This is a genomic window from Kaistia dalseonensis (genome assembly GCF_030814715.1).
Classification (GTDB): domain Bacteria; phylum Pseudomonadota; class Alphaproteobacteria; order Rhizobiales; family Kaistiaceae; genus Kaistia; species Kaistia dalseonensis.
In genome coordinates this window covers 1-15,884 of the sequence record NZ_JAUSVO010000001.1, presented here as the reverse complement: position 1 = coordinate 15,884, position 15,884 = coordinate 1, and the positions used below count along the sequence as shown (strand labels likewise).

At 69.4% G+C, this 15,884-nt stretch carries 19 protein-coding genes; 2 read left to right on the top strand and 17 right to left on the bottom strand.

Annotation, left to right across the window (positions count from 1 at the left end; translation table 11 throughout):
• Positions 1-39: 39 nt before the first annotated feature.
• The 5 genes from QO014_RS00095 to QO014_RS00075 form a co-directional block, all read right to left on the bottom strand.
• Positions 40-1,392, bottom strand: a complete 1,353-nt coding sequence (locus QO014_RS00095; RefSeq protein WP_266346624.1) for an ATP-binding protein — start codon at positions 1,390-1,392, stop codon at positions 40-42.
• Entirely contained in the window at positions 1,392-2,060 is a 669-nt protein-coding gene (locus tag QO014_RS00090; protein WP_266346623.1) for a response regulator transcription factor, read from the bottom strand. Before QO014_RS00090 ends, QO014_RS00095 begins: the two co-directional genes overlap by 1 nt.
• 3 nt (positions 2,061-2,063) lie before the next feature.
• Positions 2,064-2,366, bottom strand: a complete 303-nt coding sequence (locus tag QO014_RS00085; protein WP_266346622.1) for a PepSY domain-containing protein — start codon at positions 2,364-2,366, stop codon at positions 2,064-2,066.
• 96 nt (positions 2,367-2,462) lie between these two features.
• Entirely contained in the window at positions 2,463-2,837 is a 375-nt protein-coding gene (locus QO014_RS00080; RefSeq protein WP_266346621.1) for a hypothetical protein, read from the bottom strand.
• 2 nt (positions 2,838-2,839) lie between these two features.
• Complete coding sequence (locus tag QO014_RS00075; protein ID WP_266346620.1) at positions 2,840-3,760, bottom strand: glycoside hydrolase family protein; 921 nt, start codon at positions 3,758-3,760, stop codon at positions 2,840-2,842.
• A gap of 114 nt (positions 3,761-3,874) precedes the next feature.
• Here QO014_RS00075 and QO014_RS00070 point away from each other — a divergent pair, with 114 nt between their 5' ends.
• On the top strand, positions 3,875-4,099 hold the full coding sequence (locus tag QO014_RS00070; protein ID WP_266346619.1) for a hypothetical protein: 225 nt from the start codon (positions 3,875-3,877) through the stop codon (positions 4,097-4,099).
• 128 nt (positions 4,100-4,227) lie between these two features.
• Here QO014_RS00070 and QO014_RS00065 read toward each other — a convergent pair whose 3' ends face one another.
• The 11 genes from QO014_RS00065 to QO014_RS00015 form a co-directional block, all read right to left on the bottom strand.
• Positions 4,228-5,586 (bottom strand): hypothetical protein, encoded by a 1,359-nt coding sequence (locus QO014_RS00065; RefSeq protein ID WP_266346618.1) that lies wholly within the window; start codon positions 5,584-5,586, stop codon positions 4,228-4,230.
• The gene (locus QO014_RS00060; protein ID WP_266346617.1) at positions 5,586-5,843 is read right to left on the bottom strand and encodes a spike base protein, RCAP_Rcc01079 family; all 258 of its coding nucleotides are present in this window, start codon (positions 5,841-5,843) and stop codon (positions 5,586-5,588) included. The genes QO014_RS00065 and QO014_RS00060 overlap by 1 nt, the downstream gene beginning before the upstream one ends.
• Positions 5,844-5,900: 57 nt before the next feature.
• Positions 5,901-6,242 (bottom strand): DUF2793 domain-containing protein, encoded by a 342-nt coding sequence (locus QO014_RS00055; RefSeq protein WP_266346616.1) that lies wholly within the window; start codon positions 6,240-6,242, stop codon positions 5,901-5,903.
• A complete protein-coding gene (locus QO014_RS00050) occupies positions 6,235-10,095 on the bottom strand; it encodes a baseplate multidomain protein megatron (RefSeq protein WP_266346615.1) in 3,861 nt (1,286 codons plus the stop codon). The genes QO014_RS00055 and QO014_RS00050 overlap by 8 nt, the downstream gene beginning before the upstream one ends.
• Positions 10,095-10,538 (bottom strand): NlpC/P60 family protein, encoded by a 444-nt coding sequence (locus tag QO014_RS00045; RefSeq protein ID WP_266346614.1) that lies wholly within the window; start codon positions 10,536-10,538, stop codon positions 10,095-10,097. The genes QO014_RS00050 and QO014_RS00045 overlap by 1 nt, the downstream gene beginning before the upstream one ends.
• A gap of 54 nt (positions 10,539-10,592) precedes the next feature.
• Positions 10,593-11,477: a phage/gene transfer agent baseplate hub protein gene (locus tag QO014_RS00040; protein WP_266346613.1), complete on the bottom strand. Its 885-nt coding sequence runs from the start codon at positions 11,475-11,477 to the stop codon at positions 10,593-10,595.
• Positions 11,474-12,124, bottom strand: coding sequence for a DUF2460 domain-containing protein (locus tag QO014_RS00035; protein WP_266346612.1), 651 nt, complete (start codon positions 12,122-12,124; stop codon positions 11,474-11,476). The genes QO014_RS00040 and QO014_RS00035 overlap by 4 nt, the downstream gene beginning before the upstream one ends.
• A 502-nt stretch (positions 12,125-12,626) precedes the next feature.
• Positions 12,627-13,181, bottom strand: a complete 555-nt coding sequence (locus QO014_RS00030) for a phage tail tape measure protein (protein WP_266346611.1) — start codon at positions 13,179-13,181, stop codon at positions 12,627-12,629.
• Positions 13,182-13,232: 51 nt separating this feature from the next.
• A complete protein-coding gene (locus tag QO014_RS00025; protein WP_370877043.1) occupies positions 13,233-13,424 on the bottom strand; it encodes a rcc01693 family protein in 192 nt (63 codons plus the stop codon).
• Positions 13,421-13,735, bottom strand: a complete 315-nt coding sequence (locus QO014_RS00020) for a gene transfer agent family protein (protein ID WP_266346610.1) — start codon at positions 13,733-13,735, stop codon at positions 13,421-13,423. Before QO014_RS00020 ends, QO014_RS00025 begins: the two co-directional genes overlap by 4 nt.
• A 3-nt stretch (positions 13,736-13,738) precedes the next feature.
• Positions 13,739-14,152 carry a phage major tail protein, TP901-1 family gene (locus QO014_RS00015; RefSeq protein WP_266346609.1) on the bottom strand — a complete coding sequence of 138 codons (414 nt, stop codon included), beginning with the start codon at positions 14,150-14,152 and terminating at the stop codon, positions 13,739-13,741.
• 77 nt (positions 14,153-14,229) lie between these two features.
• Between QO014_RS00015 and QO014_RS00010 the strand changes: the two genes are divergently transcribed.
• On the top strand, positions 14,230-14,745 hold the full coding sequence (locus QO014_RS00010; protein ID WP_266346608.1) for a GNAT family N-acetyltransferase: 516 nt from the start codon (positions 14,230-14,232) through the stop codon (positions 14,743-14,745).
• Here QO014_RS00010 and QO014_RS00005 read toward each other — a convergent pair.
• A complete protein-coding gene (locus QO014_RS00005) occupies positions 14,718-15,116 on the bottom strand; it encodes a DUF3168 domain-containing protein (RefSeq protein WP_266346607.1) in 399 nt (132 codons plus the stop codon). The two genes, QO014_RS00010 and QO014_RS00005, sit on opposite strands and share 28 nt — an antisense overlap.
• Positions 15,117-15,884 lie beyond the last annotated feature (768 nt).

Here is a 15,884-nt window from a genome sequence, read left to right as displayed (position 1 = left end):
CGCGATTCCACCGGCCGTTTCAAGCGCCCTGTACGCATATCAGACCATCGGCAGGCGAAGCTCCGCCCGCAAGCCTCCGAGCGGGGCGCGGGCCATGGTGAGCGCGCCGCCATAGAGCCCGGCGAGTTCCGTCACGATCGAGAGGCCGAGGCCCGAGCCCGGCTTGCTCTCGTCGAGCCGCTTGCCGCGCCGCGTCGCCTCCTTCATCTCGTCTTCCGTCAGGCCGGGACCGTCATCGTCGATCAGGATCGTGAAGGCGCCATCCGGGCCGGCGCCCGCGATGACCTCGATCCGCACCGCGCTCTTCGCCCATTTGCAGGCATTGTCGACGAGATTGCCGACCATCTCCTCCAGATCCTGCTGCTCGCCACGGAAGCGTATATCGGGCGGCATGGCCAGATCGATCTCGAGATCGCGGTCGCCATGGATGCGCCGCATCGCGCGGGCGAGTCGGGCCAGCACGGGCTCGACCTCGGTAATCGCGCCGATCACCTTCGACCGGGCGGCGATGCGGGCGCGGTCGAGATGATGGTTGATCTGCGTGCGCATGATCTCGGCCTGCTCGCCCACCTTGTCGGCGAGCGGCCCCCGGCCCGAGCGCGCCTCGTTGGTGATGACGCTGAGCGGGGTCTTCAATGCGTGGGCGAGATTGCCGACATGGGTGCGCGAGCGCTCGATGATTTCCTGGTTCGAATCCATCAGCGCGTTCAATTCGGCGACGAGCGGCTGCAATTCGGCCGGCAGCGGCCCCTCGAAGCGTTGTTCGCGGCCGCTCCGAAGCTCGGCGAGGCCGTGGCGCAACTGGTCGAGCGGGCGCAGGCCCCAGCGGATCTGAAACGCCGTCGCCGCGACGAGGCCGATGCCGAAGATCGCCAATGTCAGCGCCACAGTGGCCTGGAAAGCGCGGATCTCCTTTTCGAGATCGCTGACATTGCCGGCGATCAGCACGTCATAGCGGTGATCGGCGTCGAAGGTGATGGTGCGCTGGAGCACGCGCAGCTGCTGGCCGTCCGGGCCGGTCATGGCGGCCGATATCATGCCGTCGACGGTGGTGTGCTTGGTCGCGCTGGCGAGATCGAGCGTATCGGTCGCGAGCGAGCGCGAGGCGAGCAGCACCGGCCCACCCGCCTGACGCACCTGCCAGTACCAGCCCGAATAGATCAGCTCGAAGCGCTGTTCGCCGAGATTGCCGGGGTCGCCGAGCTGGCCGGGGGTCTGCGCGGCGAGATTGCCGACCAGCGTCTTCAGATAGACGTTGAGGCGCTCGTCGAAGGCGCGCTCGACCGTGTCGCGATAGAGCGAGGTCAGGATCACGCCCGCCACCAGAAGGGCGACGGCCGCCCAGGCCGACGCACCGGCGATCAGGCGGAAGGCGAGCGAATTGAAACGCATCAGCTCCCGCCCGGCGTGACGATCCGGTAGCCGAGGCCGCGCACCGTATCGATGATATCGGGCGAGACCTTCTTGCGCAGGCGGCCGACAAAGACCTCGATCGTGTTGGAATCGCGGTCGAAATCCTGGTCGTAGAGATGCTCGATCAGCTCCGTCCGCGACACGACGCGGTCGCGGTGGTGCATCAGATATTCGAGCACCTTGTATTCATGCGATGTCAGCTTGACCGGATTGCCGTCGACGGTGACGCGGCCCGATTTGGTGTCGATGCGGACGGGGCCACATTCGATCTCGTTGGTGGCGTGGCCCGCCGCGCGGCGCACGAGCGCACGAATGCGCGCCAGGACCTCCTCGATGTGGAAGGGCTTGGCGACATAATCGTCGGCGCCGGCGTCGATGCCCTGCACCTTGTCGCTCCAGCGGTCGCGCGCGGTGAGGATGAGCACCGGCATCTTGCGGCCGTCGCGGCGCCAGGCCTCCAGCACGCTGATGCCGTCCATGCGCGGCAGGCCGATATCGAGCACGACGGCATCGTAGGGCTCGGTATCGCCGAGAAAATGGCCTTCCTCGCCGTCCTTGGCCGAATCGACGACATAGCCGGCCGATTTCAGGGCATCGGAAAGCTGACGGTTGAGATCGGGATCGTCTTCGACGACCAGAATGCGCATGAGTTAATTCCCGGAAATGGCGCCGCTTCGCGCATCGACCTGAAGGCGCTTTACGCCGCCATCATGGCCGAGCACGCTCACGACATAGACGAGACCGCCGCCGGCCCGGCAGAGCTGGGCCGAAACGACCTCTCCCGGAATCCCGCCGCGAATCTGGCTCAATGAAACGGCTTCACCACTCTGGACCGCCTGCCGCGCCTCGCCCTGCGAGAGGCAGCCCTGCGCCCGTGCCGTGTCGATGCCGCCCAGTCCGGCGAGGACCAGGGCGGTTGCGAGCGACAGGATCGTGGTGAAGTGCTTCGACATGCCCCCGTCTTAGCCATCCCCGAATGAACGCCGACTGAATGGGTATCGCGTCGGCGCGCGCGAGACAATCGCTACGGCAGGTGATCGCGAGACCGGTTACGCGGAGCCGAGCGGCGCCCTGGCGACCCAGCGGCCATAAAGCGCCAGCCCCGCGCCGATCAGCGTGCCGGCGGCCGTGGCGATCTCGCCGATCGCCGCCTGCTCGCCGGCATCCACGGCATGGCCGAGCAGGAGGCCGAGCAGCGGCGCGAAGGCCGCGATGATCGCGCCCCATGTCACGCGCGAGGCGTACCAGGGTTCGCCATTGACCGCATGCAGCACGGCCGGATCGCGCGTCACCTCGGCGACGATCGCCTTGGCCACCTCCGGCGCCGCCTGCGCCGTCAGCGGATTATCGTTGCGATCGGCGACGCGGTCGACAGCGCCGGATACGGCGCCGAGCAGGATATCGAGGGCATTCAGCTTCGCCATGGTCAGTCCTTCCTTCTTGCGTTGAACAGGGAGCGGAGATCGTCGCGATAGCGCCAGCCCGTGATCGCGAGCGCGACCAGCGCCACGGCGCCTGCGACGAGCGCCAGAACGAGGAGCGGGCTTGCGAGCACCGGACCGGCAGGCACCGGATCGGGCAGACCTGCCGAAGGCTGCAGCATCCCTTCGGCCACGACCGGCGCCGCGCCCGCCACGGCACCGCCGAGCGCGATGGTGGCGAGCCGGTTGCGGGCGGCGAGCGCCCGCGCGATGGCGGCCCGCGTCGCGCGGCCGGCGAGACCATCGACCGTCAGATCCGGATGAGCGCGCTGGAACCGACGCACCGCCGCCTCGGTCGCAGCCCCGAAGACGCCGTCGGCAGCGCCCTCCAGCAGGCCGAGCCGGATCAGATCCTGCTGCAGGGCGCGGACGGCTTCGCCCGTCTGACCATGGGCCAGCGCGGCCGGCGCCGCATCGGCCGCATAATGGCCGTTGACGATCAGGTCCGCCTCGCGCTCCCGGCGCCGGCGGAGCCCCTCGACCGTTCGTCCACCGGCCTTGCTCCACGCCATCAGGCGGCTGCGTACCGCCGCCCCATCGCCGCGCCGCCAGGCCTCGACCCAGCCCGCCCGCGCGATCGCGCCGGTGTTGAAGTGAAACGACATGCCGCCGTCAAAGGCCGCCGCGCTCGCGCCGGGCATCGCCTCGTCGACTGCGGGCTCGTAGTTTTTCTGAAGCGCCAGCGCCAGCAGCCGTGCGCTTTCCTCGCGGCTGATCACCATGCCGGCCACGGGCACCACCACGCCCGAGGCGCGGGTCAGCCCGACGCCGATCGTCCAGACGCCCGCAATATCGCGATAGGCGCGCAGCACCTCGCCTTCTTCAGCCACGAGCTGTCTCAGCCCGGCCGCACTCGTCCGTGCCATTCCGGCCTCCTTCGATCGATGTTGAAGTCGTTCGCCCGTGACCATGATTTCGCCACGGCTTCGCCGATATCGCGGTGCAGCGTGATCGTGCCGGGGGGCAGTGAGAGGCGCTTCATGTTGAAAGCAGTCATCGTAGCCGCGATTGGCGGCATCCTGTCGGGCCACTCCGTCCGCAATGGCTGGCGGGCCCTGTTCCTGATCATGGCGTTGATCCTCACCGAGACCGGTGTGGAGGCCGCCCGTCACCACCTGCCGCCCGAAACGGATGTCGGCGTGTTTGCGATGCTGGATACGGTCGGCTCCTTCGCCATGCTGGTCGGCGGCGCCCTCGCTGTGTGATCCCGAAGGGACACGGAACCAATTGCGGGCGAGCGGGTTGGTCTTTCGAGGCGCCCCGGCGTCTCGATCCGGTTAGTGACCGGAGAGCCCGCCGACCCCCCGACGGCGGGCTCATCTTTTTCTGAGCCTCAGAAGCTCAGGATCGAAGCGCTCACGCCGACCTGATAACCCTGTCCGGGCCCCGATGCGTGATGGCGCGTGCGGATGGTCGACTGGCCGTCCGCGACCAGCGTCAGCGTCGAGCCGGATGACGCCGTGCTCTCCAGCCAGAATATGGTCGTGTCCTGCGTGTTGAAATCGCAGGACGGTCCGATTCCGCCGAGCGAGACGTCGCTATGGCTGTCGCGCGCGCGGGTGCCGACGCACCAGAGCCGCGAGGCGCCGATCGAGACGACGTTCGGGCCGAAATTGCCGAAATAGAGCCCGCCAATATCGATGCCGACAAGGCCGTCATGGCCCGTCAGTCCATTGTTCGATGCACCGCTATAGCGGCCATTATTGCGCCCGATGCAATCGACCGAGAGATGGAACAAAGCCGGCGTCCCGCCGAGCGACCAATGCAGGTTGAAGCCGTCCTTGGCGGCTGCGGCGGCCGTGCAGCGGATGAAGGCGACGAGGCCGGTCGTGTCGAGAATGCGGAAGCCGTCAAAGGGATTGGACGGCCCGCCCGCATATTTCGCCGAGCAATCGACGAAGATCAGGTCGCGCGTCGCCGCATCATGAACGAAGACGCCGCCATTCGAACCGCCCTCGAAATCGAAGCCGCGCAGATAGACCGACTTGGCCGTACCATCGAGCGCGAAGCTGTCGACCACGAGGAGCACGCGCGTATTGGCGTTGGTGGGCGCGAGTCCGTCGGCGCGATGCACATAGAGGCTGGAACCGACCACCACCCAACTCCCCGCCGTCGCATGGCAGGCCGCCGGATCGGCGACCTTCCTCAACTCGTCCCGGTCGCCGTCGGCCGTGTTGGCGAGAAGGTCGAGCACGAAGGTGACATTGCCGCGCGCGGCGACATAGCAGTTCGGATAGGTCGGGTCGGGCGTGGCCGGCCAGACCAGATCATTGCCGGACCATGAGGTGACCCGGCCGCCCTCGGCGAGATAGGCCACGGGCTGCGTCGGGATCACCATGGTGCCGTTATTGGTGAAATTATTGGCGCGCGGATAGGTGCCGCTCTTCACGCGGACCTGGAACGGCACGCCACCCGCATTGCCGAGTTGCGTCGCCTTGTGGATCGACCTGAGCGGAGCACCGGCGCTCGTGCCGGCATTGGCGTCGTTGCCGGTCGCGATGTCGACATAATAGGCCGGCCCGGCAAGGGCTGCGCCCGCGCGCGATTCCGGGTCGAAATCGGTCGCGAACCGGCCGCCGCGCCGGGTGATCGCCAGCGGATAGGTCGAAAACGGAAACGGAAATCCGTCCGGCGGCGTGATCCGCCGCACGGCCTGCCCGTCTCCCGCAATCTTGATCGCCGCCGTTTCCATCAAACCCATCCGATGAGCGTCGCCGTCGTCCCCGTCGCCAGCACGCGCACCGCCCGCAGGGGCAGGACGTCGCCAGCATAGCGGGTATAAGCAATATCGGCGCCGGTCTCGTCGCGCAGCACGGCAATGCCGGCCGTCTGGAAGACGAGCGCGCGCGGGCGGATCGGCAAATCGACCGTATCCGAGGGCGTGATGGCGAAATGGCGTGTCGCCGGCCCCGTCTGGCCCGACGCCGCCCCGGCAAAGGGATCGACCATGTCTGTTGCTCCGCGTTGGAATGTTTCGGGAAATCGGCCCGCAGGGCGAGCCTGCGGCTAGACTACGGTCCAGCCGGCCGGCTTCAGCACGACGAGTTGGTTGATCGCCCGGTCATAGGCGAGCCAACCCGTCTCGGGCGTCGCGAACCACCAGGCGCCGTCATTGAAGACCGCGAGCTGGCCGCCCGCGCCCGCCCAGGCGCCCGTCGGCGTGGTGCCGAGCAGATAGCGGGCGCCCTCGGCGGGCGCGCCGGGCGGCGTGGTGGCGCCGCGCGCCTCGACCGCGAGCTGCACGATGCCGTCCAGCCGCTTCAGCGCTTCATTATGCGTCACATGCTTCTGCGCCTGCGCCGCCGCCAGGAAGGGCAGCGCCAGATGCGGCGTCTCGAGGTCAGCCATGGATCGTGATCTCCGTTGCAAGGCCGGGCCCGGCCGTGGCGCTCATTTGCGCGACGCGGGCGATGAAGGTTGCGCCGGGGGCACTCAGCACCGCCGCGAGCGTTGAGGCCGACAGGCCGAGCGCCGGGCTTTCGACGGTGTAGGTCGCGCGCAGCGTCGTGCCCTCGAGGAGCTCGACCCGATAGGCCTCGCTCGCTTCGCCGAGCGGCACCTCGACCTGATCCCAGCCATCGCCGCCGATCCGCGTCTGGCGGATCCAGGAGAGCGCCACCGCCCCGGCCGCATCGCGCACGCCCTTCAGATGCACCGGCGGCAGGCAGATGAGCGCCCGTCCCGCCACCACGATATCGCGCTCGGCGAAGCGGTCGGGATCGAAGGCGATGGCGAGCGGACCGGCGCGCAGCGTGCGGGTAAGCCCGATCTCCGACGGGTCGAGATCGATCAGCGGCGTCGCCGCGTCGATCTTCATAAAGCGCGCGCCGGCGGCATGCCCCATGGCCGCCCGGTCGCTCGTGCCGCCCTGCCCGCGCAGCAGGCCGGAAAGCCGCCAGAGCCGGCTCCCGACCAGTTCGGCGCGGCGATACTGGATCAGCTCGAAACCCGCCGCCTCGCTGCCGATCGCGGCGATGTTGCCACCATTCAGCACCGATTCGATGGGCAGCGACGCCAGCGAACCGGCCGGCAGCGTCACCTCGATCACCGTCGCCTCGTCGAAGCGCGCGATCGGCCCCGGCGGAACGGAGGCTGCGATCATGCCCATCGTCGCCGCCCGCGCCACCGACTGCCGCAGCGAAAAGCCCGCACCGGCCGAGCCGATCGAGAGCCCGAGCGGCCCGTTCCATGGCTCGGCGAAGAGCGCGATCCGCGCCGCCGCGCCGCTTTCGGCGCCGGAGAGCGTGGGCAAGTCCATCACCACCATATCGGGCGGGCCGGGATCGCCGACCCAGTCCGGCGGCTGGCCCGTGCCAGCGGCGGCCGGCGCCGACGAGGTCGCGGGATCGATCGTCCGCGCCTCGATCCGCCGCACCAGTTCATCCTCGATCCGCGTCACGAGCAGCTTCACGCTGCCGCCCGGGCGGTCGAGGCGGATGATGTCGGCCGCCTCGATATCGAGCCGATGGCCGGTGAGCGCGAAGGAATAGGTCTCGCGACCGTCCCAGAGATCCTGCAGCCGGCCATCGGCCAGCGTCGTCGCGATGCCGTCATCGGTTACGATCGCGCTGGAGAGGCGCGCCTGCCGTCGGCTCGCCGTTTCGAGCCGGCGCGAGGCGACCTCGCGGGTTCGATAATCCGAAAGCCCGTCGATGAAGCCGAAAGCGAACTCGCCCGGCAGCTCCGTCTCCTGCGCGCGGCGGATAGTGACGAGCGGCCGCGCGCCATCCTCGGCGAGATCGTCGGTGCCGATCACCGCCTTCGGCAGGCCGCGCCGCACGAAGCGGATGCGATCGCCTGATTCCGCGACGAGGAAGCCGAGCGCATCGGCGAGTTCGGCGAGCGCGTCGCGGGCCGAGCCGGTACGGCCGATGACGAAGCCGTCGACCATGCCGTCGAGATCGTGCACCGCAATATTGTCGATGCCATGATCACGCAGGATGCGCTCCACGAGACGGATCACCGGCACGGCGGAGAGGCGGCCGTTCAGCCAATGGCCCGTCTGCCAGTTGCCGCCATCCGACCAGAGATCGTCGCGATGGGGAAAGGCCGGATAGGGCCGCGCATCCCAGGACCAGACATGGGTGCGCGCCGTATCGACCATCCGCCCGCCATAGAGCGGGGAGAGCGGATTATGCGCCGGATCGTCCCAATAGCCGAGCACGGCCGTCAGGAAACGCTCCTGCATCAGCGCGTCGCGGCCGCCATTCGAATAATGCGGCAGCCGCGCGCCGCCGACCTTGGGATCGGGGAAGACATTGGGCTCGTTGGCGCCCTTGTCGATCGCCGGACAGCCGATCTCGGTGAACCAGACCGGCTTGCCTTCGGGCACCCAGCCCGTGGCCGTCGCGCTTTCGACGCCGCCCGGCCGGTCGAAATGCGGCTCGCTCCACCAGGATTTCAGATCCTTGTAGCGGAATACCCAGGGCTTGCCGTGTGCACCGTCGCTGATCGGCGAACGCAGCTGCGCAAGTCGGTCGGCATCGCTCGCATAATACCAGTCGAACCCCTCGCCGGCCGCGATATTGGCGCCGAGATAGGCCGCGTCATGGCCGCTTTCGCCGATCGCGGCATCCCGATGCGTATCGCCGTCGCGCCAGTCGGAGAGCGGCACATAGCTGTCGATGGCGACCGCGTCGATCGCGGCATCGCTCCAGAGCGGATCGAGATGGAAATGCACGTCGCCGCTGCCATCGGCGGGCTGATGGCCGAAATATTCGCTCCAGTCGGCGGCATAGCTGATCTTGGTCGCAGGCCCGAGGATCGCTCGGCAATCGGCCGCGAGCGCCTTCAGGGCCGCGACGAAGGGATAGGTTCCGCCGGCCGAGCGCAAAGTGGTGAGGCCGCGCAGTTCCGAGCCGATCAGGAAGGCTTCGACGCCGCCGGCCGCGACACAGAGATGGGCGGCATGCAGCACCATGCGCCGATAGGACCATTCGAGGGGCCCGAAATAATGCACCGCGCCGCCGGAGACGACGAAATCCGTCCGCGCCGCCGTGCCGACAAAGGCGGCGATCTCGGCATCGACCGCGCCGGTCTTGTCGGGCGTGCCGGCGAGCCCCGGCGCGATCGAGGCGGTGATGCGACCACGCCACGGATAGGCCGGCTGCAGGCCCCAGCCATAGGGATCGGTCAGCGCGTTGTCGGGGGGAATATCCATCATCAGGAAGGGATAGAAGGTGACGCCGAGGCCGCGCGCCTTCAGATCGGTGATGGCGCGGACGACGCTCGCATCGGAGGGCGTGCCGCCAAAGGCCGGGCGACCATCGATCTGACTGACCATGCGGGCGGCGGCGCGGGAAAGACCCGAAACACTCCATTCCGTCGGGCTGGTCGCGGTGCCATGCGCCTCGACGCGCGGCGTCACGCTGCAATGACCGGCGCTCAGATCGTCGCCGAACCACGACACAGTCAGCGCGGCGCGCTCGAGGCGCGGGCAGAGCGCCTGCATCTCGTCGATCGAGGCCTGCCAATCGGTCGCCGCGCCATTGACGTGGCGGTTGATCGTCCGCCTTTGCCCGGCGCCGGCGCTCTCATGCACGGGCAGCGGGTCATAGGCGAATTCCGAGGCACCGGGGATGATGACGAAGGCGCGGATATCCGCCTCGATGCCGCCCACGGGACGGAAAATCTCGAAGGCGAGCTGCGGCAGGCGGTTGCCGTAATCGCTGATCGGCAGCCGTTCAAACACGATCATCGCCCTGCCGCGATAGGCCGGCGTCAGCGAGCCACCCTGCTTGGCCTCGATCAGGCTGTCGGCCGGCTGGTCTTCGTGACCGAGATAGAGGCGATACTGGACGTCGGAAAGGTCGATCTCCTCGCCATCGGCCCAGCAGCGCCCGATCCGCGCAATCGGCCCCTCGCAGAGCGCCACCGCGAAATTGGCGAAATAGCTGTAGCTGACGACCGAGGGCCCGCCCTTGCCGCCGCCCTCCTCGCTGCGGACCTCCTCGAAGCGCGTCGCCCAGATCACCTGGCCGGAGAGGCGGGCGCGGCCATAGACGCGCGGGATCGCGGCGCCCTCTTCCGAGCGCTGCACGTTCAGATCCGCGAGCCGCGCGCCCTCGACCGTCTGGCCGAACAGCGCCTGGTCGACGGCATAGCCGGCGAGCGCGCCGGCGGCAGCACCGATCGTGGCGCCGATCGGCCCGAACAGGCCGCCGAGCGCGGCGCCGGCCGCCTGGAGAACGAGGGTCGCCATCAGTCGGTCACTCCCGGAAATTGGAAGGCAAAGGCGATGCGCCGCCGCCACCAGGGCGAAAGGCTCGCCAGCGCCACGGCGGCGCCGTCATGGGCGTGGATGAAGCGATCGGGCGCGACCAGGATCGCCGCATGTTTCGCCGGCAAATGATCCCGCCAGCGAAAGAGCAGCAGATCGCCCGGCCCCGCCCCGGCTGGCGCGATCGGCGCCATGTGCCGCCCGGCCGCCTCGGCCAGCGTCTCCGCGCCGCGCGCCTCGGCCCAATCGGGCGTATAGCCCGGCACGGCCTCGGGCTCGCCGCCATAAAGCTCACGCCAGACCCCGCGCACCAGGCCGAGACAATCGCAGCCGACATGGATGAGCGAGGCCTGATGGCGATAGGGCGTGCCGCGCCATGCGAGCGCGGCGGCGATGACGGCCTGGCGTGAGGGCATGAGGATCATCCCGGTTCTGTTCGTGATCGCGCGCGAGAAGGAGACGAGCCGGCCACTGGCCGTTCAGACCACCACCGGCCCGCCATCATTGTCGCCGCCGCTGCGGGCATAGCCGAGGCTGAAATCATTGCCGGGCATGTGGGGAAACCCACGGAAATTCAGCGTATTGGCGAATTTCTCCCGGCAGGTCGCAAAGCGCTTGTCGCAGCCGGCGACGATCTCGAACGCGTCGCCGGCAGCGATCGCGCCGCTCATCGCAGTCCAGAACTCGACCGTCACGACGCCCTCGACCAGGCGATGCGTTTTCACCACGCCGCCGCGCCCGGCATTGGCGCCGGAGAGCCAGCGGACCGTCCCGCGTTCGAACCAGCCGGCGGCGAAGCCGTCGAGGCCCGAGACGGTCATCCGCCGTCCACCCTCGGCCGCGAGCACTATGGCCGAGACCGTGAACGGCCCGAGATCGACGCCGCAGCGCTGATCGCCGAGATCGGCATCGCAGGCGGCGCGAAAGCTCCGCCCGCGCGGCGCGTCGAGTGCCGCCATCAGGCCCCGGATCTCGACGCGGAAGGCGCCATCCTCGCGCACAACCTCGCCGACATGGCCGACGCGCAGCAGCAGCCTTTCGCCGACATCCGACCAGTTGACCAGAAAGGTCTCGATCCGCGCGTGATCATAGGTTCCGGCGGCGAGCTCGTCCTCGGAGAGCCGGTCTGAGACCAGTGCACCCGCGACCTCCATGCCGCCCGTGGCGAAGCCCGCTTCCGCCGTCGCCTCGCTCGCGGCAAAGCCGGTCGCCGCCTCGAACGTGGTGCCGTCGAGGACGAGGTCGCGGTCATGATCGGTGAAGCCGAGCGCCGTGCCGTCCTTCCGCGTCACGCGCCAGCAATGGCAGAGCATCGTCGTCTCGCCGGCGAGATGGGCGGCGAGCCCTTCGCTGAGCGTCCTCACGGGCGGATCTCCACGATCGGGATCGACGGGATCTCGCCGGCCTCGAAGGCGGCGAGGTTGATGGTGAGCTGGTCGGTATCGAAGCGGACCGGCACGTCGAAGCGGAAGCCGGCCGTGACCGCCAAACCCGCCGCCGGCTCGTGGCCGGGCAGGAAGGTGACGCGGCCAGTCGTGGGATCGATGGCGAATGCCGCGCCCTCGACCTGCTCGACGCCATCGACCGCGACGCGGACCGAGCCCGCGACGGGCTTGGCGATGGCGCGCACATAGGGCGCATGCGCGCCGCCATAGGTCTTGGCGAGCTGGAACGCCGCCGTCGCGCCGTCTCCTATGCCGATCGGCTGGTCGAGCGGCGTCGGCTCGGCGCCCGGCGGGCCGGAGGCGTCATCCGTCCGGTCGCGCCAGCGAAAGCCGAACAGCCGGCCGCGCCGCTCCTCGAAGAAGGCGATCACGGCATGGATATCGGCGAGCGAGCGCACGCCATAGCCGGCTTCATAGCGCCGCCGCGATTGCGCCCAGCGCGCATTGCGCACCTCGGCGCCGGAGCCGAGCGCAACGATCTCCGTCTTCCGCTCCGGCCCGCCGGACGACCCGAACGCGATCGCCGTGGGAAAGCGGATTTCGTGGAAGGATGGGATGAGTGGCATGGAAATCTCGCCTGCTTGCTGGTTTCGCCATGGCCCGTCGGCCGACATGATCTGCACGATTGGCCCGGACGCCCGGCACAAGACGCCGGCCCGCCCTCTCTCCCGCAAAGCGGGGGAGAGCTGGAGAGGGGGCTTGCCGCCGTGACATCGGGCGGTTCGACATAGCCCCCCACGGACCGAGCGCGTGGCCCCCCTCCCCGACCCTCCCCCGCAAGCGGGAGAGGGAGAAGAACGAGCGCCCCGCCCGGCCGGTGTGCAGCCCAGCCCGACATGGCTGCGGCCGGAATGAAGCCCGGCCCGCGATGCCACCGCCCCACATGAAGCGCGCGATCCGCCCTCTCTCCCGCGAAGCGGGGGAGAGCTGGAGAGGGGGCCTGCCGCCGTGACATGGGGCGGTTCGACACAAACCCGAGAGACCGTGCGTGTGGACCCCCTCCCCGACCCTCCCCCGCAAGCGGGAGAGGGAGAAGGAAGCGGTGCGCGTCGGGCCCGTCCGGCCCACCTAAAGCCCGCGCCGGCCGCGGCCGACGGCGCGGGCGAGCGTCGCCGCGACCTGGGCTTCGGATCTGCGGAAGCTCGCGACATCCTGTGTCTGGATCGCGACATTGACGGTCACCGCCCGGCCGCCGCCCGCGGCGACGCCGAGGCTGCCATCGGCGCCGCGCTTCAGCGGCATGATCGCCTCCGCGCCGGCCTCGCCCATCAGTCCGAGCCCGCCGCCGAGCGGAAAATAGGTCGGGCTCGCCACCACGCCGCCATCGGCGAACGGCACCACGCCGCCCTTGGCGAAGGCCGTCGTGGCGATGCCGCCGATCAGGCTGCCGAGCCCGCTCGAAAGCGGCTTCAGCGCCGCGTTGAGCGCAATGGACGAGATGCTGAGCGCGAGGCCCTTCAGCACATCGTCGAAATCCTTGCCGCCCGTGACCGCGCTGCGAAACGCCCGCGTGATCGCGGCGGAGAAGCCGTCGGCCCGCCGCGCGAGATCATCGAGCGACGCCTCGAAGGGCGCGGTATCGGCCGAAATGGTGACGGAGAGTTCGTCGATCGGAGTGGGCATTCGGACCTCGTGTGGCAGGGCCGTGAAGGAAATACGGGCGCGCCTCGCGCCTCAATCCGGAAACCGCCGCGCCAGGTCCTCGAAGGCGGCGCGGTCCATCGGCTGGTGCGTCCGGCCGGACAGGCCCTCGATCGCGGCGGCGAGTTCGCGCGGGGTCAGCGCCCAGAAATCGCGGCTCGACAGCCTGAGCACGCCGAAGCCGATCGCCATCGCGTCGCGCCAGGGGAACGGGCGCACCATCATGCGGCCTCGCCGAAGGTCGCGGTGAGCAGGTGGGCGACGATGCGCGCGAAGCCGGCCGCGCCTCCCTCCGCCCGCATGGCCGCCACGGCGTCGTCGTCAATATCGGCCCCCGCCCCGCGCAGGCCGGCGCCGATGATGCGGATCGCGTCGCGCGCGGCGAGCCTGCCGGCGCCGAAGCGGGCTGCGAGCGCGGAAAGATCCTCCGCGCCGAACGCCGCCTCCAGCTCGGCCAGCGCGCCGAGCGTCAGGCAGAGCACATGCCTCTGGCCGTCGAGAACGGCCTCGACCTCGCCCCTGATGCGGTTCGCCATGGCTCACCCCGCCACAAAGGTGAGCGCACCGGCCGATTCCAGCGCGATCTCATAGGTGAGCGCGCCGTCATGCTCGCCGGCATAATCGAGCGCGGTGATCTGGAACGGCCCGGACAGTGTGCCGAAATCGGGCACGATCATCTGGTAGTCGCGGATCGTGCCGTCGAAGAAGACGGTGCGGAACGCGGCGTCGCTCGCCTGATCGCGAAAGATGCCGGAGCCGGCAATGCTGGCGCGGCGCACGCCGGCGCCGGCGAGCAGTTCGCGCCAGCGGCCGGCGGAATCCGTATCGGTGATGTCGACCGTCTCGGCATTGAGCGCGATGCGCCGCGTCCTGAGCCCGGCGACGGTCGTAAACGCCCCGCCGCCGCTGGTATCGATCTTGAGCAGGAGATCCTTGCCCTTCTGCGCGGTCATGGCCGCTCCTTTCTGGTCGGAAGCAGGCCTCGGCCTGCGCTATCGTGGAACATCATCGATTCACGCGAAGGTCCGTCATGACGGCACTCGATCTCGTCCGCGGCGGCCTCGCCGATATCCCCTTCATCATGGCGACCGAGCGCCGCCCCGGTTTCGAGGCGCTGGTCGGGCGCTGGGAGGAGGCGCAGCACCGCGCCGCCATGGCCGAGGCGCGCTATGCCTATTTCATCGGCCAGCTCGACGGCGCGCCGGTCGGCTTCGCGCTGCTGCGCGACTGGGATTCACCCGAGCAGGTGACGCTGATCAAGCGCATCGCCATGGCCGAGCCCGGCCGGGGCCATGGCAAGGCCTTCCTCGCCGCGCTGCTCGACCGGGTCTTCGGCGAGACGCAGGCTTTTCGGCTGTCGCTCGGCCATTTCCCCGAGAACACCCGCGCCCACCGCGCCTATGAGGCCGCCGGCTTCCAGACCGAGGGCATCACGCGCGGCAGCGCCTTCTTCCATGGCGACCATCGCGACGAGACCATCATGGCGATCCTCCGCCCGGACTGGGAAGGACTGCGCGCTCATCCCTCCACCAGGGCGGCGAGCTGAACCACGCCGTGCTGCGTCAGCCCGTCGGGGTCGCGGCGGACCTCGGCATAGGTGACGCGGAGCAGCACCAGTTGATGCGTGTCGAGCGCCAGCGGCGCGTCGTGCAGGATGCGCATCACCACGCCGGCGATCGTCCAGGCCTCGCGTTTTCCCGCGGCGCGCGACCAGACATGTAGGGAAAGGCGGATATCGCCGCCCGCCTCCGTGCCGCTCGACCAATCCGCCTGCCCGGCATCGCCGAGGGTCAGATAAGGAAAGGCCGTGCCGCGCGGCGCGACATCATGGATGCGCGCGCCCACGAGGGCGGCGAGATCGAGATCGGTGCGCAGCCGCGCGATCAGGGCCGTCTGCAGGTCGAGCGCGGCGATCATGGGTCTCTCCTTCGAAGCCTGGCGATGGCCGGCCCGACCAGCGGATTGGCCGGCCGGTCGAGCGCGCCGAATTCGCGCGCGAAAAGCTCCGGCGCGGCGACAAGCAGGGAAGCCGAACGGCTGGTACGCGCACCGAGCGACGTCGCGAGCCGAAACTGCCCCTCTCCCCCTCTCCCCCCTTCGGGGAGAGAGGGCTGGCTGAGGGCTTCATCAGGGGCGGAAACCGCGCCCGCAGACGCAAGCCGTGCCGTCGCCGCCCCCCTCTCCCCGAAGGGGGGAGGGTAAGGGAGGGGGCCCCCACGATCAGTCAGCGGGAGGTCATCAAAGACAGAGACCTGGCCGAAGGACCCCTCTCCCGCTCTCCCCCCTGCGGGGAGAGAGGGCTGGCTGAGGGCTTCATCAGGGGTGGAAACCGGGACCGCAGACGCAAGCCGTGCCGTCGCCGCCCCCCTCTCCCCGAAGGGGGGAGGGTAAGGGAGGGGGCCCCCACGCTCCGGCGGTGGGAGGTCATCAAAGACAGAGATCTGGCCCGCCGCCCCCTCTCCCGCTCTCCCCCCTGCGGGGAGAGAGGGCTGGCTGAGGGCTTCATCGGCGGCGGAAACCGGGACCGCAGACGCAAGCCGTGCCGTCGCCGCCCCCCTCTCCCCGAAGGGGGGAGGGTAAGGGAGGGGGTCCCCACGCTCCGGCGGTGGGAGGTCATCAAAGACAGAGATCTGGCCCGCCGCCCCCTCTCCCGCTCTCCCCCCTGCGGGGAGAGAGGGCTGGCTG